General features: G+C 42.5%; 20 protein-coding genes. 11 read left to right on the forward strand and 9 right to left on the reverse strand.

Annotation, left to right across the window (positions count from 1 at the left end; all coding sequences use genetic code 11):
* Nucleotides 1-40: 40 nt before the first annotated feature.
* From EZV76_RS10890 to EZV76_RS10910, 5 genes are all read right to left on the reverse strand, one after another.
* The gene (locus EZV76_RS10890) at nt 41-2713 is read right to left on the reverse strand and encodes a BamA/OMP85 family outer membrane protein (RefSeq protein ID WP_136566572.1); all 2673 of its coding nucleotides are present in this window, start codon (nt 2711-2713) and stop codon (nt 41-43) included.
* The gene (gene uppS, locus EZV76_RS10895; protein ID WP_136566573.1) at nt 2685-3428 is read right to left on the reverse strand and encodes an undecaprenyl pyrophosphate synthase; all 744 of its coding nucleotides are present in this window, start codon (nt 3426-3428) and stop codon (nt 2685-2687) included. Before uppS ends, EZV76_RS10890 begins: the two co-directional genes overlap by 29 nt.
* A 1-nt stretch (nt 3429) precedes the next feature.
* On the reverse strand, nt 3430-4113 hold the full coding sequence (gene porG, locus EZV76_RS10900; RefSeq protein ID WP_136566574.1) for a type IX secretion system protein PorG: 684 nt from the start codon (nt 4111-4113) through the stop codon (nt 3430-3432).
* A 112-nt stretch (nt 4114-4225) separates the two neighbouring features.
* The gene (locus EZV76_RS10905) at nt 4226-5107 is read right to left on the reverse strand and encodes an NAD kinase (RefSeq protein WP_136566575.1); all 882 of its coding nucleotides are present in this window, start codon (nt 5105-5107) and stop codon (nt 4226-4228) included.
* Nucleotide 5108: 1 nt separating this feature from the next.
* A complete protein-coding gene (locus tag EZV76_RS10910; protein ID WP_136566576.1) occupies nt 5109-5765 on the reverse strand; it encodes a CBS domain-containing protein in 657 nt (218 codons plus the stop codon).
* Between the two features lie 85 nt (nt 5766-5850).
* Between EZV76_RS10910 and EZV76_RS10915 the strand changes: the two genes are divergently transcribed.
* The 7 genes from EZV76_RS10915 to clpX all read left to right on the forward strand — a co-directional run bounded on the left by EZV76_RS10915 (nt 5851) and on the right by clpX (nt 12967).
* Nucleotides 5851-6567, forward strand: coding sequence for a pyridoxine 5'-phosphate synthase (locus EZV76_RS10915; RefSeq protein WP_136566577.1), 717 nt, complete (start codon nt 5851-5853; stop codon nt 6565-6567).
* Nucleotides 6567-7337 carry an alpha/beta fold hydrolase gene (locus EZV76_RS10920; protein WP_136566578.1) on the forward strand — a complete coding sequence of 257 codons (771 nt, stop codon included), beginning with the start codon at nt 6567-6569 and terminating at the stop codon, nt 7335-7337. Before EZV76_RS10915 ends, EZV76_RS10920 begins: the two co-directional genes overlap by 1 nt.
* Before the next feature lie 137 nt (nt 7338-7474).
* Nucleotides 7475-9022, forward strand: a complete 1548-nt coding sequence (locus EZV76_RS10925) for an SGNH/GDSL hydrolase family protein (protein WP_136566579.1) — start codon at nt 7475-7477, stop codon at nt 9020-9022.
* Between the two features lie 71 nt (nt 9023-9093).
* Nucleotides 9094-9438, forward strand: a complete 345-nt coding sequence (locus EZV76_RS10930; RefSeq protein WP_136566580.1) for a phage holin family protein — start codon at nt 9094-9096, stop codon at nt 9436-9438.
* A gap of 98 nt (nt 9439-9536) precedes the next feature.
* A complete protein-coding gene (tig, locus tag EZV76_RS10935) occupies nt 9537-10859 on the forward strand; it encodes a trigger factor (protein ID WP_136566581.1) in 1323 nt (440 codons plus the stop codon).
* 90 nt (nt 10860-10949) lie between these two features.
* Nucleotides 10950-11630, forward strand: coding sequence for an ATP-dependent Clp endopeptidase proteolytic subunit ClpP (gene clpP, locus EZV76_RS10940; protein ID WP_136566582.1), 681 nt, complete (start codon nt 10950-10952; stop codon nt 11628-11630).
* 101 nt (nt 11631-11731) lie between these two features.
* Nucleotides 11732-12967 carry an ATP-dependent Clp protease ATP-binding subunit ClpX gene (clpX, locus tag EZV76_RS10945; RefSeq protein ID WP_136566583.1) on the forward strand — a complete coding sequence of 412 codons (1236 nt, stop codon included), beginning with the start codon at nt 11732-11734 and terminating at the stop codon, nt 12965-12967.
* Nucleotides 12968-12971: 4 nt separating this feature from the next.
* Here clpX and EZV76_RS10950 read toward each other — a convergent pair whose 3' ends face one another.
* Nucleotides 12972-13511 carry a hypothetical protein gene (locus tag EZV76_RS10950; protein ID WP_136566584.1) on the reverse strand — a complete coding sequence of 180 codons (540 nt, stop codon included), beginning with the start codon at nt 13509-13511 and terminating at the stop codon, nt 12972-12974.
* 166 nt (nt 13512-13677) lie between these two features.
* Nucleotides 13678-15192: a GH3 auxin-responsive promoter family protein gene (locus EZV76_RS10955; protein ID WP_136566585.1), complete on the reverse strand. Its 1515-nt coding sequence runs from the start codon at nt 15190-15192 to the stop codon at nt 13678-13680.
* A 97-nt stretch (nt 15193-15289) separates the two neighbouring features.
* Between EZV76_RS10955 and EZV76_RS10960 the strand changes: the two genes are divergently transcribed.
* From EZV76_RS10960 to EZV76_RS10975, 4 genes are all read left to right on the forward strand, one after another.
* The gene (locus tag EZV76_RS10960) at nt 15290-16084 is read left to right on the forward strand and encodes a DUF2797 domain-containing protein (protein ID WP_136566586.1); all 795 of its coding nucleotides are present in this window, start codon (nt 15290-15292) and stop codon (nt 16082-16084) included.
* Nucleotides 16085-16151: 67 nt separating this feature from the next.
* Nucleotides 16152-16379, forward strand: a complete 228-nt coding sequence (locus tag EZV76_RS10965) for a hypothetical protein (RefSeq protein ID WP_129654857.1) — start codon at nt 16152-16154, stop codon at nt 16377-16379.
* A gap of 98 nt (nt 16380-16477) precedes the next feature.
* Entirely contained in the window at nt 16478-17812 is a 1335-nt protein-coding gene (locus EZV76_RS10970) for a YfcC family protein (protein ID WP_136566587.1), read from the forward strand.
* 75 nt (nt 17813-17887) lie between these two features.
* A complete protein-coding gene (locus tag EZV76_RS10975) occupies nt 17888-18652 on the forward strand; it encodes a DUF6090 family protein (protein WP_136566588.1) in 765 nt (254 codons plus the stop codon).
* A gap of 30 nt (nt 18653-18682) precedes the next feature.
* Here the strand turns inward: EZV76_RS10975 and EZV76_RS10980 are convergent, their stop codons facing one another.
* Together EZV76_RS10980 and EZV76_RS10985 are read right to left on the reverse strand one after the other, a co-directional pair.
* Nucleotides 18683-21370 carry an AsmA-like C-terminal region-containing protein gene (locus EZV76_RS10980; RefSeq protein WP_136566589.1) on the reverse strand — a complete coding sequence of 896 codons (2688 nt, stop codon included), beginning with the start codon at nt 21368-21370 and terminating at the stop codon, nt 18683-18685.
* A 36-nt stretch (nt 21371-21406) separates the two neighbouring features.
* Nucleotides 21407-22114, reverse strand: coding sequence for a queuosine precursor transporter (locus EZV76_RS10985; RefSeq protein ID WP_136566590.1), 708 nt, complete (start codon nt 22112-22114; stop codon nt 21407-21409).

Consider the following 22114-nt stretch of genomic DNA (forward strand, 5'->3'; position numbering starts at 1 on the left):
CAAGCTACTTATAAATCAGCAAAGCCCTATTTTCCTTAGATTAAAACTGCTGCCCGATGATGAAGTGCGTTTGCCAGCCACTGGGTCCTGTTGATCCTGGTCTGGCATCTGTGTCGAAGCCGTATCCAAAATCAATCCCCAAGAGTCCGAATGCCGGCATAAAAATACGTAGCCCCACTCCGGCAGATCTTTTTAATTCAAACGGATTAAACTCATTAAAATTGTTGAACGCGTTTCCTGCTTCCAAAAACGACAGTGCATAAATGGATGCGGAGGGTTTAAGGGTAAGCGGATAACGAAGTTCCAAGGAATACTTATTGTAAATTGTTCCTCCATCTTGCTGAAGGGAGTTTGTTATTGGATTGGTTACGTATGGGGTGAGGGCTTGATTTTCGTAACCTCTTAATTGAATAACGTCCCTACCATCCAAAGTAAAGTTTCCAAGACCGTCGCCGCCCACATAGAAACGTTCAAAAGGAACAGCTCCAATATCATGGTTATAAGCTCCCAAAAAGCCAAACTCGGCATTGGTACGAAGCACCAGTTTGTCTACCAAGCGGGTGTACCAATCTCCTTTGAATTTTACTTTGTAGAATTCCAGAAGTTTAAACCGCTCCTCTTCCATGCGCTCCAAATCATCACTCAATTGGGCAAATTCCAACTGCTCTTCAATACTGGAAGGGTTATTTCCTATTTCAAACAACCTTTCTGTTGCTGCATTGATATCTGTCTTAAGTTGCTTATAGTCTTTGGAACTGAACAAAGAATACGGTGGGGTAAATTTGGCGGTAATCTCAAAGTTTGATCCTGTAAGCGGAAATATTCTACTGGGACCTTGCGAGCTTCTAGATATTCCAAATGTGTAGTTTACCGAATTGGAACTACCATTTCCGAAGTTGAAAAGTCCCAAATTATAATCGTTGAAATCGTATCGTTGATAACTTAAGGAATGGGATATGGTGAAGAAGTCATCTGGCCATTGCACCCTTTTCGCCAAACCGGCTGAAATTCCTGTAATGGAAAAACCACGATCTTTTTGCACATCGATCCTACCCCTGTTATCATACCCTGTGGCAAATTGTTGGGTCCTGGAAAGTGATAGGTTGAATCGTACTGGTTTTTTACCGCCCAACCATGGTTCGGAGAAATTCAAGCTATATACACGGAACGACCTACTGGCCTGCAAACGGAGTGCAAAAGTCTGTCCATCTCCCATGGGAACCGGCTTGTATGCCTCCCCATTAAATATATTCTTAAGTGAAAAATTGCTGAAAGACAATCCCAAGGTTCCGATGAATCCGCCGCCACCAAAACCTCCTTGTAGTTCTATCTGACTGGAGCCGGCTTCAACAAGACTGTACTGAATGTCCACCGTACCGGCATTTGGGTCTGGGTTTTGAATGTCCGGAACAATCTGTTCGGCATCAAAGAATCCCAACTGCCCCAATTCACGAATACTTCGCACAATATTGTCCTTGCTGTATTTTTGACCGGGACGGGTACGCAACTCCCTAAAAATTACGTGGTCGTTGGTCTTATCGTTACCTACAACGGTCACGTGATCCAAAAAGGTTTCTTTACCTTCTATGATCCTGATTTCAAAATCTATGGTATCGTTCACTGCGGATACCTCAACAGGATTGATACTTGAAAACAGGTATCCGTTGTTTTGGTAAAGGTTGGTAAGGTCTTCCGCATCAGGTCTGGAATCGTCGGCGATACGTTTTTTAAGTAACACTCCATTATAGGTCTGCCCTTTTCGAATACCAAGGACTTGACTCAATTGCCTATCGGTATACACCGAGTTTCCAACAAAGTTGATGTCTCCAAAATAGTACTTGTCCCCTTCTTCTACCTTGATCTTTAGGTCGATGTTCTTTTCGTTCACCTTCACAAAAGTGTCCGAAAGTATCCTTGCATCCCTATATCCACGTTCGGCATAGGCATCCACCAAGCTGGAAAGGTCTTCATTGAAATCCTCCTCGATGTATTTGGATTTTTTCCAGAAACGATAGAGTTTCTTCTTCTTGGTGTTCTTCATCGACTTTCGAAGTCGCTTGTTGGATAGTTTTTCGTTGCCTTCAAAAACAATGCTCCGAATTTTTACTTTATCTCCTTTGTTTACATTGATGACCATGTTTTGCGTATTGGTCTCGGAGGTATCTGTAGCGGTAGCAATATTTACCTTGGCATTGAGGTATCCTTGTTTCTTGTATTTATTCTGAAGGTAATTCTTGGTATTGGCAATTAAGCTTTCGGTGATTTTCTTGCCTTTTTTCAGGTCCGTATCAGTAAGGATATCCTCTACCTTACGCTTTTTAACCCCATACACGGTAACATTGGAAAGGGTTGGACGCTCCAAGATATTCAACTCCAGGAAAATCTTATCATCCTCTATTTTGGTATAGTACATCTCAACATTGCTGAACAGCTCCAAGCTCCACAATTTTTTGATCACTGCACTTATCTCATCACCCGGAACGGTAATGGGTTGCCCTACACGCAAGCCCGTATAGGTTTTAACGGTCTGCTCATTATAGCTTTGTAGACCGGTTACGGTAAGTCCGCCCAATATATATCTTTTTCCATCCTCAAATGAAGTTTCCTGGGCAAAGCTTTGTCCGGTAATAAATAATAAAGGAAGGAGTAGTTTTAGGTATGGTAGTATGGATTTTTTTATACCCTTAACTGAGTTGTTCGCTAGTTTTTCCAAATCGTCGTTCTCTATTTTGGTAACTTAATATTGCCTCTACCAAATGATGCTCTCTAAAATCAGGCCAAAATACGTCAATAAAATATAATTCGGCATAAGCAATTTGCCATAGTAAAAAATTACTGATCCTGCACTCGCCACTGGTACGGATAAGCAGGTCTACATCTGGCAAGAAATGCGTGTAAAGATGTGTATTTATAACGGTTTCGTCAATATTTTCAAGTGAAATTATATTATTTTTAACTTTGGCAGCTATCTCTTTTACAGCAGATTTCAGCTCTTCCCTTGAGCCATAGCTTAGGGCCAAAGTGAGTATCATTCCCGTATTTTCCGCTGTTTTTGAAATAACCTCAGAAAGCTCTTTTTGGGCCTTTTTTGGCAAGGAATCTATGTTTCCAATAGCCATTAGCTTAATGTTGTTCTTATTGAGGGTCTTCAATTCTTTCTTGAGGGAAGACACCAAGAGTTTCATAAGAGTCTCTACTTCAACCTTTGGTCTGTTCCAGTTTTCGGTGGAAAATGCATAGAGGGTAAGACATTTTATTTGAAGTTTGGCGCAATTCTCCACAGTGTTCCTAACGGCATCCACCCCATTCTCATGACCAAAAATACGAAGCTTGCCCCGCTGTTTGGCCCATCTGCCATTGCCATCCATAATAATGGCCACATGTTCTGGAATTTGCTTGTCTTTCTTTACGTCCTCTAGCGTGTGCATGTCATTGAAAACAATCCTGGCAGGGCTTTCGTCCAAAGGTGTACGTCAATGTAAACCCAGTGAACACGTACCAGTCATCGCTCAATATATTACCGAACCTAAATTGCTCGAAATTGGAACCCTCAGGGTTACTTGCGTCCAGATTATCCGTAAAGGTATATCTGGCCCCAATCTCGGCACCAAGAATCAGAAATTGATTTAACCGATACTTTGCCCCAACCGTCATTGGAATTGCAAAACTACCTTCTTTTTGGTTAATATCCTGCACTTGGAGGGCATCAAAATACATAAAATCGTATCTGAAGTAGGAGATACCTGTGTATAGATAGGGTGTGAACGCGGGTCCGAGCTTGTGCAAATTATATTCAACAAAGTTAAACTCAACCCCTAGAGAGGTCTCAAAAATGGAGTTGTCCACTTCGTATTTGCGTTGTTGCCTCGATGGCATACTGGATTTGGAATCGTCTGCGGTAAAGGTGCCATAGAGTACACTGGCGCGCCATGCATACCTTTTGCTCTTGTTCCATTTGAAGAGCCCGCCAAAGGCAGGTCCCGAAGGTAAAATATAGTTCGTACGGCCTACATCGCCCACCATATTGGTGCCTCCGGCAAAAATCCCAACTTCATAGGTCTGCGCTCCCAACTTGAGCACACCGCACAGAAAAATAGCCAAAACTATCCTCATACCATTCAAAAAATTACACAAGTTAAAAGTAAAGGAAAGTCAATAGGCCTAGTGTTAATTACATTCTCCCTTGTAAAACAGTTTTTAGCTCCTTTTATTGTTTTTGAGGGGTTCAATTCCTTTTATCCTCCCCCCAAAGTAGTTTATTTCGAAGTGTTTTCAGAAAACTTTCCGAGGTATACTCAATCATTTTGACGGTAAAATCTGATTTTCTGATCCTAATTTCCTTCCCATTGGGGATATCGGCAATCCTAGAATCCAAAGACACCAAATGGGTCTGCTCCCTACCTGAAACCTTAAGTCGGATCTGGGTGTCATCTGAAATCACCAACGGACGGGCATTCAGGTTGTGCGGAGCAATCGGAGTCAGTACAAGGGATTTTGCCGTTGGGGCTATAACGGGTCCACCGCAACTGAGAGAATATCCTGTTGAACCTGTTGGGGTAGAAACAATCAATCCATCTGCCCAATACGAGGTAAGGTATTCATCGTTCAGATAGGTTTCCACCGTAATCATGGAAGTGGTATCCTTTCTGCTTACCGTGACCTCGTTCAATGCAAAATTCAGGTTTTCAAATTCGTTTAGGTCCGGATTCACTTCTACCTCAACCAAGGTTCGTTCCTCAACGGTATAATGTCCGGCGACAAATTCAGTAACCAACTTCCGTACATTCTCTTTTTTAAAGGTTGAAAGAAACCCTAACCTGCCCGTATTTACCCCAACAATGGGTATGCCATAGTCCTTTATATAGGTAACTGCCCGGAGCATGGTTCCATCACCACCAAAACTGATGAACATGTCAAAAGATGAATCCAATCCTTTGGATTGTGAAAAAGTACCACTGATTCGGCCCATGGTACAGTCCGACACCAATGCTTCAAATTTTTTTTCCACAAAAACCTCGGCCTGCACTTTTTGGAGCTCGTGCAAAAGCTCCAACATGCTGGTTTTGTCTTCTTCCAAAAAAGTTTGTCCGTAAATAGCGACCTTCATGCTAAACGTTAAGGTATTTTTCCAAATAATCCGATCGTTGTTTTAGATCTTCCATGAACTGGTCATCGCTGTTTCCAAAAATAATGGTGTAATTATAACGCCTAAAGGTCTGGGCCACCTCATTTAGACTCTGCGCACCTATTTTAAGGGTAATTTGGACCACATCGTTCTGGGAATCTGTAATAAAGGCCCCCAACAAACGGGCATTGTTGCCTTCCACGATCTGGGCAATTTCACTGAACGAATAATCCTTGATCCCAGTTGCCACTACAAGTATGGCACCTGGCTCTTTGAAGAAAGGCGTATCAATGAACATACTCACTACATCCTCAAGATCGTAATATCCGGTAACCGTCTGATTTTCATCCAACACCGGAAGAATATTGGCTTCGTTTCTTGAAAACATCTCAAGCACATCCAACCATGAAGTTTCCTTGTTGACAAAAAAACTTTCCATCTCGTACCTAAATTCCTCTATTCTCTTGTCCGGTTCAAAACAAGCCAAATCATTTTCGGACAAAAGTCCCAGATACATACCATTTTCCGTAACCGCCACATGCGAAAATGTGGTTTCCTCAAAAAAACGAATTACCTCCTTTAAGGTCTCGGAAACCTCAAAAATGGGAACTGTATTTATTATCTGGCTCTGAATCTGCATGACATAACTATTAGGCGCAAAATACTAATTTTAAATCGCAAAAGGCGTGCCTAATTCTTATTTTTGTCCACCTAAAGAGAAGTTCATGACAAAGCTAAGCGTTAATATAAACAAACTGGCAACCTTACGGAATTCGAGGGGCGGCAATGTACCCAATTTAATCACCTCCGCCAAGGACATTGAGTCCTTTGGAGCAGAAGGCATTACCATTCACCCACGGCCAGATGAGCGACATATCCGTTATCAAGATGCCCGTGACCTGAAGCAGGTGGTCTCTACCGAATTCAACATAGAGGGAAACCCAATTCCAAAGTTCATAGATCTGGTACTTGAGGTAAAACCTACCCAGGTGACCTTAGTCCCCGACGCCGAAGACGCCATCACCTCCAATGCTGGATGGGATACCTTAAAACACAAAGATTTTTTGGTCGATGTTATCAAAACCTTCAAAGAAAACGGGATACGCACCTCTATTTTTGTGGACCCGGATGTGCAAATGGTTCGGGGAGCTGCCGAAACCGGTACAGACCGTATTGAACTTTACACGGAAAGTTTTGCGCATGATTTTGCCTTGGGTAAGAAGGAAGCAGGCATAAAACCATTTGTGGATGCTGCCCAAATAGCCCATGAACTTGGATTGGGCATCAATGCAGGCCATGACCTAAGCTTGGACAATATTAAATTTTTCAAGGAACACATCCCGCACCTTTTGGAAGTTTCCATTGGGCATGCGCTTATTTGCGAATCCATCTATTTAGGTATTGAAAATGTGGTGAACATGTACTTAGACCGATTAAAATAATGGAGTTATTACATTCAAAAATATTGGGAGAAGGCGAACCCTTAATCATTCTGCATGGTTTTTTAGGCATGTCTGACAATTGGAAAACCTTAGGCAATCAATATGCTGAAAATGGGTTTCAGGCACATCTTGTAGACCAAAGAAACCACGGTAAGAGTTTCCATTCCCCTGATTTTGATTATGAGCTGCTTAGCAGCGACCTTGTTGGATACATGGATCACCACCAGATTGAATCCGCCCTGATTTTAGGACATTCCATGGGAGGAAAAACAGCAATGCAACTCGCTACCTCCCATCCTGAAAAAGTAAAAAAACTCATTGTTGCCGACATTGCCCCAAAATTCTATCCCCCACACCACCAATATATTGTTGATGCCCTGGCGCAATTGGATTTCAACAAAATTTCCAGTAGAAAGGAGGCTGATGAGGAGCTTTCAAGACACCTTACCGATTTTGGCATACGGCAATTCCTTCTGAAAAACCTTTATTGGATAGAAACTGGAAGATTGGGCTTTCGGTTCAATTTTGATGTTCTCAAGAATAGAATGGAAGAAATTGGTGACAACATTGGACCGACCTCACTTTTTAATGGGCCAACTCTTTTTGTTCGGGGAGACCGGTCTGAATACATCCAACCCAGCGACTACCCGGAAATCAAAAAACACTTTCCAAAGGCATCCATAGAAACCGTGGATAATGCCGGACATTGGCTACATGCCGAAAACCCAAAACAATTTTTCGAAAAGACACTCCGCTTTATGAATTCCTAAAATTGACGGTTTTTTATTATGCATGCATAATTTTTTTGGCTATTTTATTGCCTGTATAACAATTTTGACATAGATTTGGTTAAATGCGGCTTAACCCAAAGTTTAACTTAAACTAACTCAAAAAATACCGTTTAGATATGAAAAAGTTATTTGCCTTGCTTCCATTCTTGGGCCTATTCTTGATTTCATGTGAGGATGATACCACTCCTATCGACACAAACCCCGACCCAACCCCGGTTGAGTATACAGCAGGGAGTGCAAACTTCACAAAATATGTTGCCGTAGGAAATTCGCTTACCGCAGGATTCTCGGATAACGCACTTTTTAGGGCCGGTCAGGAAGCATCATTCCCAAATATGTTGGCCACCAATTTCGCATTGGTGGGTGGAGGATCCTTTGAGATTCCCTACATGGCCGATAACCTTGGTGGGGCTACCATCAATGGGGAAACAGATTTGAACATGGATGGAAGTCCGGATATAGGCAACCGATTGATTTTGGCCTTTACCGCAAACGGCCCGGCCCCTACTCCAGTTTCTGGACAAGGAAGCACTGAAATCACCAACAAACTTTCTGGGTCGTTCAACAACATGGGGGTTCCAGGTTCCAAAAGTTATGAATTGCTCGCTCCCGGATATGGGAGTTTGGCAGCTTTGGCAATAGGTGCCGCCAATCCATATTTTGTTCGCTTTTCTTCCTCGGAAACCGCCACAGTGATTGGAGATGCTGCAGCGCAAGGCGCTACCTTCTTCTCGCTTTGGACAGGAGCCAATGACATTCTTCTATACGCTACAGGTGGTGGCGCTGGGGTTGACCGAACTGGAAACTTGGATCCCAGCAGCTATTCAAGAAGTGATATAACAGACCCCAATGTATTTGCAGGCTCGCTTGATGCTATGCTACAAGCTATGACAGCAAACGGAGCGAGTGGTGTTATAGCCAATTTACCCAATGTAACTGACATTCCCTATTTTACCACTGTACCCCATAATCCAGTTCCGTTGGATGCAGCAACTGCCGCACTTTTAAACCAATCTTATGGTGCTTACAATGCAGGTGTTGCGGGAGCCTTGAATTTCCTTGTCAGCCAATTGGCAATTACCCAAGAGGAAGCTGATGCGGAAATAGCTAAAAGAACCATTACATTTTCCCCTGGCAATACCAATGCCGTAGTTTTATTTGATGAGGATTTAACGGATTTGACTGGCATTAATCCAGCTCTTGTAAGTATGAGACAGGCTACTGAAGAAGACCTCATGGTACTTACTTCCCGAACTTTTATTGGTACACTTGCCGACCCCAACAATCCAACTTCCATTAATGGAGTTGCAGTGCCTTTGGCAGACAAATGGGTGTTAACGCCAGAAGAGCAAGCCTCTGTTGAAACTGCACTTACTGCTTACAACCAAACTATTGAAGCATTGGCTACGGCCTATGACCTTGCCTTTGTGGATGCCAATAGTTTATTGAATGAGCTGAAAACCACTGGATTTCAGCAAACCGACGGAAGTGTGGTTACAGCCACTTTTGCAACCGGTGGTGGTTTTTCATTGGATGGGGTACATCCATCCCCTAGAGGATATGCCATACTGGCCAATGCCTTTACCGCAGCAATCAATGCAAAATATGGTTCCAATTTACCTAAAGTTGAGCCTTTAAATTTTACAGGATTATATATTGACTAAGAAAAACTTAATTTCATATATTAAAGGCACCGTTTTACGGTGCTTTTTTTTAACCCTAAAATCATGACCCCATGAAATTGATACTAAGACTTTTATTGAATGCGCTGGCAGTTATCATTCTTTCATACGTACTGCCCGGCATAGGCGTGGATTCCATGGTAACCGCCATTATTGTGGCAGTGGTACTCAGCCTTTTAAATTTTATTGTAAAACCTATCATCGTAGTATTGACACTACCCATTACCATTGTCACCCTCGGTCTTTTTTTGCTGGTCATCAATGCCATTATTATTCTTATCGCAGCGAATTTGATAGATGGTTTTCAAGTCACCAGTATTTGGTGGGCCATAATCTTCAGCCTGTTGCTTTCGTTTTTACAATCCATTTTGCATTCCATTCTCAAAGAAGATGTATAGTTTTCATTTTGTTTGACATTCAAGGCTTTAAAAAGTTGCTGCCAAACGGAAAATACATTACTTTTGCGTCCCATTTTTGAATAGCAAATAGGTAGGAGATGAACATTACTAAAGAGCAGATTGACAACCTCAATGCAGTTGTGAAGGTAGAAATCAGCAAAGAGGATTACCAGGAGAAAGTTGATAAAATCCTAAAAGACTACAGAAAACAAGCCAATATCCCAGGCTTTAGAAAGGGACAGGTTCCCATGGGCTTGATCAAAAAACAGTACGGCAAGGCCGTTCTTGTTGATGAGGTGAACAAACTGTTGCAAGACAATCTGAACAAATATCTTACTGAGGAAAAATTGGATGTTTTAGGAAATCCGCTTCCTAAACAACAGGAAAACTTTGATTGGGACAGTGAGAATCTTGATTTTGAATTTGAATTGGGATTGGCACCCAACTTTGATGTACAGCTAAAAACAAAGAAAGCGGTTACCCAATACAAGATTGTTGCCGACAAGAAAATGATCGATGAACAAGTGGAACGTATTCAAAAGCAATACGGAAAACTGGTTTCCAAGACTGAAGTAGGCAAGAATGATGAAGTTACAGGAACCTTTGTGAACGAAGCTGAGGAAATAGAACACAAAACCACCATAGAGCTTAGCAAGGTAAAAAGCAAGAAAGCTACCGATGCCTTGGTCGGGAAAAAAGTTGGTGAGACAGCCACCGTATCCACAAAAGGACTTTTTAAAGAAGACTATCTTTTGCCCAGTGCATTGGGAATCAGTGCGGACAAAGCAGAAAAATTGAACATCGAGGTTAACTTCACCATTGAGGAAATCAATGAAAGAGAGCCTGCTGCCCTAGATCAAGAGTTATTCGACAAATTATTCGGTAAAGACAATGTCAAATCCGAAAAAGAACTGAAAAGTCGTATTAAGGAAGATTCTGAAAAGCAGTTTGAACAGCAGTCCGATCAAAAGTTATTGAACGATGTCACCGAAAAACTTATAGACGAGACCAAGTTTGAACTTCCTGCTGAATTCTTGAAAAAATGGATTCAGATCAGTGGCGAAAAACTGTTGACCGATGATGAGGCCAAGGAAGAGTTTGAAAAATCTGAAAAGGGACTTCGCTATCAACTTATTGAAGGTAAGATCATCCAAGAAAACGACCTTCAGGTTCAGTTTGATGAATTGAAGGAGTTTGCCAAAGGCTTTATTAAATCCCAAATGGCACAATACGGCCATATGGACCCCAAAGAAGAAGAGTTGGAGAACATTGCCACCAGGGTTTTGGGTAACCAAGACGAGGTAAAAAGACTCTCTGAGCAGTTGATGAGCCAAAAATTATTGGACCTATACAAGGAAAAGGCCAATCTAAAGGTAAAGGAAGTCAGTTATGACGACTTTATCAAGGAAGCCTACAGCTAAACTTGGGCTAAAAGAAAATTAAGTATCTTTACGGTGCCGAAAAGCTGTTTTTTCGGCACCTTTTTTTTAAAAAAAATTCAACACCATCCCATGGATTACGGAAAAGAATTCAAAAAATACGCTACCCAACACCACGGCATGAATAGCATGCATTATGACAACATCATGAGCAGCATGTACCCCGTGAACATGACCCCTAACATTATTGAGGAAAGGCAATTGAACGCCATTGCCATGGATGTATTCTCCAGATTGATGATGGATCGTATCATCTTTTTGGGAACAGGAATCAATGATCAAGTAGCCAATATTGTACAGGCACAGTTACTTTTCTTGGAAAGTGCAGATGCCTCCAAAGACATCCAAATATACATTAACTCCCCCGGCGGAAGTGTATATGCGGGATTGGGCATTTATGATACCATGCAGTTCATAAAGCCGGATGTTGCCACTATTTGCACAGGTATTGCGGCCTCCATGGCGGCAGTTCTCCTTTGTGCGGGACAAAAGGGCAAGAGAAGTGGTCTTACCCATTCCAGGGTCATGATCCACCAACCCCTTTCCGGTGCTCAGGGCCAAGCCAGTGATATAGAAATTGCAGCCAAAGAGGTACTCAAGATAAAGGATGAATTATACCAAATCATATCCAAACACTCCGGTCAATCTTTTGATAAAGTTTACGAAGACAGTGACCGGGATTACTGGATGAAGGCCAAAGAGGCCAAGGAATATGGTATGATCGATGAAATTTTGGTCCGGGAAAAATCTTAGATCAAGAAAAAGAACCAAATAAAAGCAGCGCTAAAACGTAGACCAAATCCATTTTTTTTGCGTTATTAGTGGTTGAACATATATGTTGATTTGATATTGATATGGCAAAGGAAAATTTGGAATGTTCTTTTTGTGGTAGAAAAAAGCCTGAAACCAATCTTTTGATTGCAGGGCTAGATGCGCACATTTGCGATCGTTGTATTGAACAGGCCCATAGTATTGTTGCGGAAGAATCCAAACAATCCAAAAACCAAGATCTCTCTTCTGAATTGGTCTTAAAAAAGCCCATGGAAATCAGGGATTTTCTGGACACCTTTGTCATTGGCCAGGAGCGTACCAAAAAGGTCATGTCCGTTGCAGTGTACAATCATTACAAACGATTATTGCAGACCAAGGGCAAAGACAACGACGTAGAAATTCAAAAGAGCAATATCATTATGGTAGGGCAAACTGGGACAGGAAAGACCCTTATTGCCAAAACCATTGCCCGAATGCTCAATGTTCCTTTAGCCATTGTTGATGCTACGGTGCTTACTGAAGCAGGTTATGTTGGTGAAGATGTGGAAAGCATACTTACCCGGTTGCTACAAGCCGCCGATTACAACTTGGAAAAAGCCGAAAGGGGTATCGTTTTTATCGATGAAATCGATAAAATCGCCCGAAAGAGCGATAATCCATCCATAACCCGTGATGTTTCAGGAGAAGGGGTACAGCAAGGACTGTTGAAATTATTGGAAGGTACCGTGGTCAATGTTCCACCTAAAGGTGGACGGAAACATCCCGACCAAAAATTTATCGAGGTCAATACGGAAAACATCCTGTTTGTTGCAGGTGGAGCCTTTGATGGCATTGAGCGCATCATCACAAAACGTTTGAACATGCAAGCTGTTGGGTACAGCGCGTCAAAAGCGGAAGAAAATCTAGACCAAGAAAACATTCTTCAATATATCATCCCAAAAGATTTGAAGGAATTTGGTCTTATTCCTGAAATCATCGGAAGGTTACCCGTGCTGACCCACATGAACCCTCTTGATGCAAAAACTTTGAGAGCCATCCTAACAGAGCCTAAAAATGCCATCATAAAGCAATATGAAAAGCTCTTTGCCATGGATGGTATCACATTCTCCATAACTGAACAGGCTTTGGACTATATTGTACAAAAGGCCGTGGAGTATAAACTGGGTGCCAGAGGACTACGTTCGCTTTGTGAAGCGGTCTTTACCGATGCCATGTTTACTTTACCTAGTAGCGAGGATACCGAATTCAAGGTGACCAAGGCCTATGCCGAGGAAAAACTATCCTACGAGACCATAAAAAAACTGAAAGCAGTTTCTTAAAGCTTTAAACCGCCTTACGAGTTACCTGTTCAAGAAGCCCCATACATACTTGGGTGATGATTTTTTCATCGGAATACAGTTGATGCCCAAAATTTGGAACAACATTCAAATCCGTACCCACTTTACGCGCCCAAGCCAAGGTTGGTTTAAATTCATCGCATTCCCCATATACCAAGTTTAAGGAAGTATCTGGCTTATCGGTTTCCAATCGGACTCGCGTAGCTGAGATGGCCGTCAATGATTTCATGGGCAGTCCCTTCAAAGCTGCTTTGTAAGCAATAGTGCCGCCGGTGCTAAATGCCAGGTAATGTGCCGGTTCTGACTCTTTTTTCAATAAATGGGCCACAGCGGTATCTATTCCACCTTCCACAAAAGCTTTGTGGATATTCTCCTCGGTGGATACGGGAACGTCTATATTCCCCAATTGTTGGCAATCGTAAAAAACGATATCATAGTATTGTTGGAGGTATCCGAAATAGGAAGCGATCCAAAGACCTTTCTTTGCCCCCCACATGTCTGAGACAACAACGAGTTTTTCTGCCATGATTGTAATGGTTTAGTGTTTATACAAAGATTTGTATGGGGAAATTTCATCATTAAACGCAAAAAGACCATTTTTATTTGTCCAAAAGAGATCTTTGTTCGATAAAAGGTAAAATTTTACGAAAACGTTTTCGTAAAGTCAAGGAAAGGTGAAGAATAGAAAAGATTTACTGTATGTTCATCTGGAGAAGCTCATCCAAATAAGCTCTTTCATTGGACAATCGCGGAATCTTGTGCTGCCCTCCCAGCTTGTTTTTGGACTTGAGCCAATCATGGAACAAGTTCTTCCTAGCCATGTGTACTTTAGGCATCTTTAAGGTAATGTTGTTGTACCGTTTTGCTTCATAATCCGAGTTCAAGGACTTTAGCGCATTGTCCAAAAATTCTGTAAAATAGGCAATATCTTCCGGGGGTTTCCTAAACTCAATGATCCATTCATGGGCCCCTTTCTCACTTCCGGTCATAAAAATGGGTGCCGCCGTGTAGTCCATGATCTCTGCATCGGTTTTCTGGCATATCTGCTTTAGGGCCTCCTCGGCATTTTCAATGATCAGTTCTTCTCCAAAAGCATTGATGTGATGTTTGGTACGCCCAGTGATCCGTATCCTATAGGGATCTTTGGAAGTAAACCGAATCGTATCCCCTATTTTGTAGCGCCATAGTCCAGCATTGGTGGTAATGACCATGGCGTAGTTTATCCCTAGCTGCACCTCCCAAAGTGGAATGGCATTTTCCTCATTTCCATAGGTATCCATGGGGATAAACTCATAGAAAATCCCATAGTCCAACATCAAGAGCAGGTCATCCGAGTTGTTCCTATCCTGAATCCCAAAGAAGCCTTCGGAGGCATTATAGGTTTCATAATAGTTGAATTTTTTTCGTGGCAACAACTTTTTGTACTGATCTTTATAGGGAATAAAACTAACCCCTCCATGGAAATACACCTCAAGATTTTCCCATACCTCAAACAGATGGTTCTTACCTGTCTTTTCCAATACTTGGTTCAATAGTACCAGCATCCATGAAGGCACTCCGGCCAGACTGGTCACATTCTCCCGGATGCTTTCTTCAATAATGGCCTCGAGTTTGGACTCCCATTCGCTCATCAGCGAAACCTTGTTGCTGGGCGTGCTACTGTATTCTGCCCAAAGCGGCATGTTATCAATCAAAATAGCGGAAAGGTCCCCGAAAAAAGTACCGTTATCCTCATAGAGTTCCTTGCTCCCCCCCAGCCTAAGGCTCTTCCCTGTGAACAGTTGGGAGTTTTCGTTATTGTTCAGGTAAAGACACAACAAATCTTTGCTAGACTTGTAATGACAATCCTCCAAGGCTTCAGCACTTACTGGAATAAACTTGCTCTTGGCGTTGGTGGTACCACTGCTCTTGGCAAACCATTTAATGGTTGTAGGCCAAAACAGGTTCTGTTCCCCCTTTCTGGTCCGTTCTATCAACGGGGCAATATCCTCATAACTTACAATAGGAACCCTGTTCTTGAATTCATCATATTTGGGCATATCCTTAAAGCCGTACTGCTTCCCGATCATGGTATCTTCGGAAAAATCCATCAGCTGTCGCAATACCTCATCCTGAACATCCAAGGGGTACTTTAAAAAAAGTTCAATTTGGTGATAACGTTTCCGTAGTAACCAAGAAGCAATGGAATTGAATAATGGTATTGGCATTTTAGGTATATTTAACCAAGAAATTCAGTTGGGTGTAATAGCTAAAATAGCTTTTCTGCCCCGCATTTTCAAATCAGTTTTAAACATTCATTCCACTATGCTTTACGAAGGGGTCCTGCGCAAGATGCAAACCGAAAATGGAAGTCCCATCCAATATTTTTTGGTCTTTGAGAACGATTTCATCAACATGAACCAAGCTCTGGACAAAGAGGTTCAGATTGATTTCATCAAATTCCAATGCCTGAATTGTGGACAAGACCGACCCATCTACCGACAAGGGTTCTGCAAAACCTGTTTTTATGAAACCCCAACTGCCGGGGAATGGATCATGAAACCCGAGTTGAGCACAGCGCATCTGGACCAAGAGGATCGTGATCTAGAGTTTGAAAAGAAGATGCAGCTACAACCGCACATTGTCTATTTGGCCAATTCCAGCAATGTAAAGGTGGGGGTGACCCGAAAATCGCAGGTGCCCACCCGTTGGATTGATCAAGGCGCCCACGAAGCCATTGAAATTGTGGAAGTGCCCAACCGCTATTTGGCCGGTATCACCGAGGTGGCCCTAAAAGACCATGTGAGCGACAAGACCAGTTGGCAGAAAATGCTAAAGAACGATATTGAAGATCTGGACCTGACCGAATGGCGTAGCAAATTGAAACCTTATATACCCGAAGAAGTCGCCCAATATTTTATTGAAGATGATAAGGAGACCCATTTGGAATTTCCGGTATTGCAATACCCGGAAAAGGTAAAAAGCCTCAACTTGGACAAAACCCCAAGCTACAATGGAGTGCTGAAGGGCATTAAGGGACAGTATTTAATTTTTGAGGACAACACCGTATTCAATGTACGGGGCAGCGAAGGGTATTATGTGGGGATAACGATCAACTAAACAGTTTTAGGTATCTTACAAAGCAAATCTGTAAAAATCTAATAACTTACACTTATAAACTCAAGAAATGCTAAAAGAAGTACTGCAAACTCTCAAAATGCTGAAACGCATTGAGAACCCGTCCCAAGAAGTACAGGATTCATTGGATTTTTTGGAGCAATCCGTGAAAACCAAAACAAAGGAAAGTTTACTTGACCTAATGTCCATTGGTGATGTTATTGGCTATGACGAACTACAGGATAGCCTTAAGGAAATGGTCAATTTTTTGGAAAAAATGAAAAACAAGCCCCAATAGCAAAGTAGAAAGAACTTGACCGTACATATGGGAATTGGTATCCACTGAAACCAAGACAAGGCCAAAGCCTTTGTTTCATATAACCAAAACCAAACCGGATGAAAAAATTTCCCAATGCTTTCGTCATACTCATTGCTGTCATCATTTTTGCCTGGATCCTAACGTATATCATTCCACAGGGAAGCTACCAACGGATACTGGATGAGGCAACCGGAACCACAAAAGTCCTAAACGACTCCTACCAAACGGTCACTTCGGAACATCTCTCCCTTATGGACCTGATTCTCTCCATCCCAAGAGGAATCATAGGCCGGGCAGATGCCATAGTCCTTATCCTTTTGATTGGAGGTTGCTTTTATGTCATCGAAAAAACCGGGGCCCTCAACCAAGGCTTGGTAAAATTGGTCAAAATCTTGGAAGGCAAAGAAACCTTGGCATTGATTTTGGTCACGGTCCTTTTTACCGCAGGTGGGGTCACCATAGGCATGCAGGAAGAAGTCATTGCCATGATACCCATTTTGCTCTTGTTCGGGAAAAGTCTCGGCTATAATACGTTCACCATTATACTCATGAGTTATGGATCAACGGTCATTGGCAGTTCTTTTAGTCCATCCAATCCGTTTGCAGTTATAATCGCCCAAAAAGAAGCTGGGCTCCCATTGCTTTCGGGCAGTCAGTTTAGGCTTGTGGTTTTAGCAGTGGTTCTTATCGTATGGATAACCTTTATTATCCGATATGCCAACAAGAACAGGATTGACAAAACAAAGATGCCTTCCGCTCACGAGTCCATGACCACACGAAGCAAAATCATATTATCACTCCTCGCATTGACCTTCTGTGGCGTTATTTATGGCCTTCTATTTTTGAATTGGGATTTCAATGAAATGTCTGCCTCGTTCTTTGCCTTGGGCATCGTGGCTGGACTCATTGGCCAACTGGGTGTCAATGGCACCGGCGAATCCTATATTGATGGATTCAAGGAAATGATGTTTGCCGCCATACTGTTGGGGCTCGCCAATAGCATTTCGTTGCTCCTAAAAGAAGGCATGATCATGGACACCATTGTATATGGTCTTTTTGGGCCACTCAAGTATCTTTCTCCTTCTGTATCTGCCGTCTCCATGATGGTTGCCCATTCGTTTTTGCACTTTCCGGTACCCAGCTATTCGGGGCAGGCGGTACTGACCATGCCCATATTGATCCCTCTTTCAGACTTAATAGGGGTGTCCAGACAAACCTGTGTTTTGGCCTATCAATATGGAGCGGTTATGGCCGATATGATCGTTCCCACCAATGGTGCACTCATGGCGGTTTTGGCGCTTTGCAATATCCCTTATAACAAATGGCTGAAGTTTGCCCTTAGACCTACCTTGCTCATTGTATTGATTGCCGCCATTGCTTTGGTGGTATCCGTAGCCATAGGGTATCAATAGGGCCAAATACGTGTGATGTTCAAAAAATAGTTAGATTAGTTTCCTAAAACCAACCGGAACCACCAACCAACACCTATGCTAAAGCTCTTTAGAAAAGTTAGAAAACAACTGATCGCCGAGAAAAAAATCAGCAATTACCTCCTATATGCCCTTGGGGAAATAGTCCTTGTCGTGATTGGCATTCTCATTGCCTTGGCCATTAACAATGCCAATGAACAAAGCATAAAACGGCAAAAAGAACAGGTATACCTTAAAGGCTTAAAAGAAGAGTTTGAGACCAGTAAATACAAATTGGAAGAGTTGATCAAGTTCAATAAGAACAGCTATAATGCAGCTACTGAAATTGTAAAGATCATGGACCAAAACGAAAGTCCTTCGGAGGAAAAGTTGTCCGAACTGTTCGTTACCGCCTTTGCCTATGATATCTTCTTCAACCCCAACAACTCCCTTCTCACTGAAATGGTGAATTCCGGTAGCCTTAAGGATATCTCCAATAATACTCTACGGATAAAACTGACCAATTGGATCGCCACCATAGACGACATTTCCAATCAAGAACGAATGCAGGACGAGCAACGAAACAGTACGGTCAATGCTTTTAGGGATGAAGGTCATAGTATCCGAACCATCCTGGACAATACGGGCATGTCCGAAAAATTGGGAATCCCCGTGGATGAAAAGGCTGTCAGTAATTTATCTGCATTGGAATCCATTGCATTCCAAAACAATATTCTAATGTTCATCATTACAAGTCAATCCACCGAAACGGAGCATTACAACCCACTGATGTTTCAGTTGGAATCCATTCTAAAAGTGATTGACCAAGAATTGGAGCACTAAAAAAGGTGCAGTTAAAACCGCACCTTTTTTCTAATTGACTGTATCCTTTTTCTTTTTCAACAATCCTCCTAAAATGGACTTGGCCGTATTCTTTACCGGGTCCTCCCCGGTCTTGGCGGTTGAGGTATCTTTTGCTTTATCACCGCCCAAAAGGTTGCCCAGGGCCTCTTTGACCCCTGAAGATTGGGTGGCAGTGGAATCGGTATTGTCTTTCTTGAACACATCGGACAACAAGTCCTTGGCCTTGTCCTTTCCTTGGTTGACCAATTTCTGTTTTTGGATCTCCACCAGTTTCGTGGTCAAGGTCTTTACACTTGAGGTCAGATCCGTGGTCACGGTAGGATTGGTGAAATTGCCTCCAATGTTTGCCGTAACAGGAATGGTCACCTCCTTTAAACTTTCATCGTTCATTTGCGCAATGAGCTTGTTCACCTCACTACCCAGATACTTGGCCGGCACATCCAACGTGGCTTTGTATTCCATCTGACGGTCAAACGTATGACTTCCATCCACATTAACCGCAATATCCTTATACTTCACGGTGAACGGTTTCACCTTTACCGTACCATTATCAAAACTCAAGGCGGTCTTCAATCCTTGTAGGTCGATATCCTTGGTGTTCAAAAAGTTCAGTTTACTGTCCAAGGCCGACAATAAGGGTGCTTTCTGGGTATCCACTTTAGTGGATAGGAGTTCTGCCAACAAATCCCCTGAAATGGTAGCAAGGTTAGGCGTGAAATCATCCTTCAAGTTTCCACCGATCTTAATTTGGGAATTGAGTTTTCCCTGAAGCGCCTGCGCCAAGGGCGTAAGTGCCTTGAACAATTCCAAGGCCTGAAAGGACTCCCCAATATTAAAATTGCTCATCCCTAAGTCCATGTTGAAGGTTGATGCTTCTTCTTTGGTGGACACCGACCCTTTCATCCCCAAAGTACCTCCAAAAAGGTCCGAGGTAAGGTTCTCCACGGTGGCCGTTTCATCCTTGATGGTCAGTTTACCCTTAACGTTTTTTAGTTTTAGGTTATCATACAGTACCGTACCTGCTGTGGCATCAATGGTACATTCCAAAAAAGATGGGATTTTGATGCGCTCCTCCCCTTCCGGAGCAGTAGTGGTCCCATTCTGACCTTCACCTTCCACTTCTTCCTCCACCATAAAATCGTTCAAGGCAAAGGTATTGGAGGCCAACAAAAAGTTCCCTTCCACTTTTTCATCATTGAACATAAACCCAAGTAGGTTGGTCAATGTACCCTTGGCATCAAAATCCGTGCTTCCCGTTTTTCCCTGAAAGCTATCCAGGGTGACCGTATTGGGATTAAACGTAACCGAAGCGGTATTGATGGCCACCGGATTTTTAAGCTCATCCGAAGCGTACTCAAAACCGGAGACCGATGCTTTCCCGGTTGTTTTGGTATTCTGATAACGTTTCTTCTCCAACGATTCCATATCAAAGGCCGTGGTCACATCCGCATTCAGGATACCTTTTAGGTTGTAATCCTCCGGTACGGGATAGGCTTGGGAAATGTTCGCCAGATTGATCCTGCCATCCATATGGGCATTTACCTTGGTATTCCCCATAAGGTCCCGGATTTTGGAAGTCAAATTGAATTTATCCTGATCTATGGTAAAGGACAACCGTTTGATGTCCACATATGTATCCTCAGTGATTCCCGTGGTATTGTTGATTTCGGTATCAATGAACACATTCTGCACCGATTTGGGCAGGTCCGGATACTTGAAAGAAGCATTTTCAGAATTGATCTTGATGTTGAACGCAGGAATATGGGTATCGTCCACAATACCCTTGAACTGCCCGTTCACCTCAAAATTACCAGTGGTCTGTACCGTTTCTATGTTTTTGGAATAGGCCTCCGGAATCACGGCCAGAAAGTTCTTAAAGTCGGAAGATGGTGTTTTGAACGTAATATCCACTTCCTGATTATCGTCATTCAACTTTACAAAACCATCAAACACCAAGGGCAATTGGTTGATCATGGCCTTGTTCTCCAAGAAGGAGTACTTGTTTTCCTTCAGGTCGATATCAATCAACGCATCCAAGGAAACCTTATGGTTATTGAGATATTTTGTGCTATCCATTTCAAAGGAGACCAAGGCATCGGTCAAGGTCTTTAATTGGGATTTTTCCAACGAAAGGTCCCCGGTTCCCGAATGGTTCATTTCCAACAGGGCCAAACGCATTCCCGTGGCCATATCGTCATAGATGATTTCGGAATTGGTAATGGCATAGGCATCCATGGCCAAAGTAAAATTGTCACCAGAATCCTCAGATGCATCGGTCGATGCTGATTCATCTGCCTTACCAATGTCGTAATTGGCATTCTCGTTTTCATCAACTTTTATGTGGAGTTTGGCCTTGTCCACATTCAAACTTTGGATGACAATGGGTTCGTCTGCCGATTTAAAGAGTTCCTTAATGGACAGCTTTAATTCAATTTCCCCAGAGGCAAATAGGGTATCGCCTTCAAAAGGGGCCTTGTTGACCAAAGAAATATTGGTGAGTTCCACATTGGCATTGGGAAAACTTTTGAGCAAGCTCAAATCGGCCTCCTCAAAATCCAAAGTGGCATTGATACTGTTGTTTACTTTGTTTTTGATGATCTGCTCAATCTTTCCCTGAAGGAAAAAGGGCAGTGCAATAATCAAGGTAAGTAGGATAAGTAGGGTTATTCCGGTAATCTTCAGGACTTTTCTCTTCATAAAATGATGTTTTACAACAAATTAAAGGAGAAGATTTCAATCCAACGGAATCTCTTCCCCTATTTTTAAGTTAAATCTTTTCCGCAATAGATATACGAAAAAATAAAGCAGAGGGGTGTCGAACACAGCAATAATCACTTTAAAAACAAATCCACTGATGACCAATCCGTAAAACTTGTCCCAGGGCAGTACTCCAAAAATACAGAGGAGGCCCACTACAGTAAACGTATCCACAAACTGCGATGTGAAGGTGGAAAAATTGTTACGAAGCCATAGCATCCTGCCATTGGTGACCTTTTTCCAGAAATGGTAAATGGAGATGTCTATGTACTGTGCGGCCAAGTAGGCCAACATGGAGGCCAGTACCCCCAGAGGGGACAAGCCAAATACCTTGGTAAAGGTAACATCATCCACAGGCGAAGAGGGTATGGCTGGAACATAGTTGCCCACCAAAATAATCGCCATGGAAAACACCGAGGCAAAAATCCCGGCGGTTACCACCTGATTCGCCTTTTTCTTACCATAGATCTCTGAAATAAGATCCGTGATCAAAAATGTGATGGGATAAGGCAAAATACCCACCGAAAGTTCAAAAAGAGGTGCGCCAAAAACAGTGACTTCCCCAAAAGGGTTCCAGAAAAAGAATTTTTGAAAAATGAGATTGGACACCACCAGAGAAGTGATGAACAGTGCTCCCATATAGAGATAAATCGAAAACGCTTTTTTCTTATCGCTTTGCGTCAT

The organism is Flagellimonas alvinocaridis (genome assembly GCF_004916895.1).
Classification (GTDB): domain Bacteria; phylum Bacteroidota; class Bacteroidia; order Flavobacteriales; family Flavobacteriaceae; genus Flagellimonas; species Flagellimonas alvinocaridis.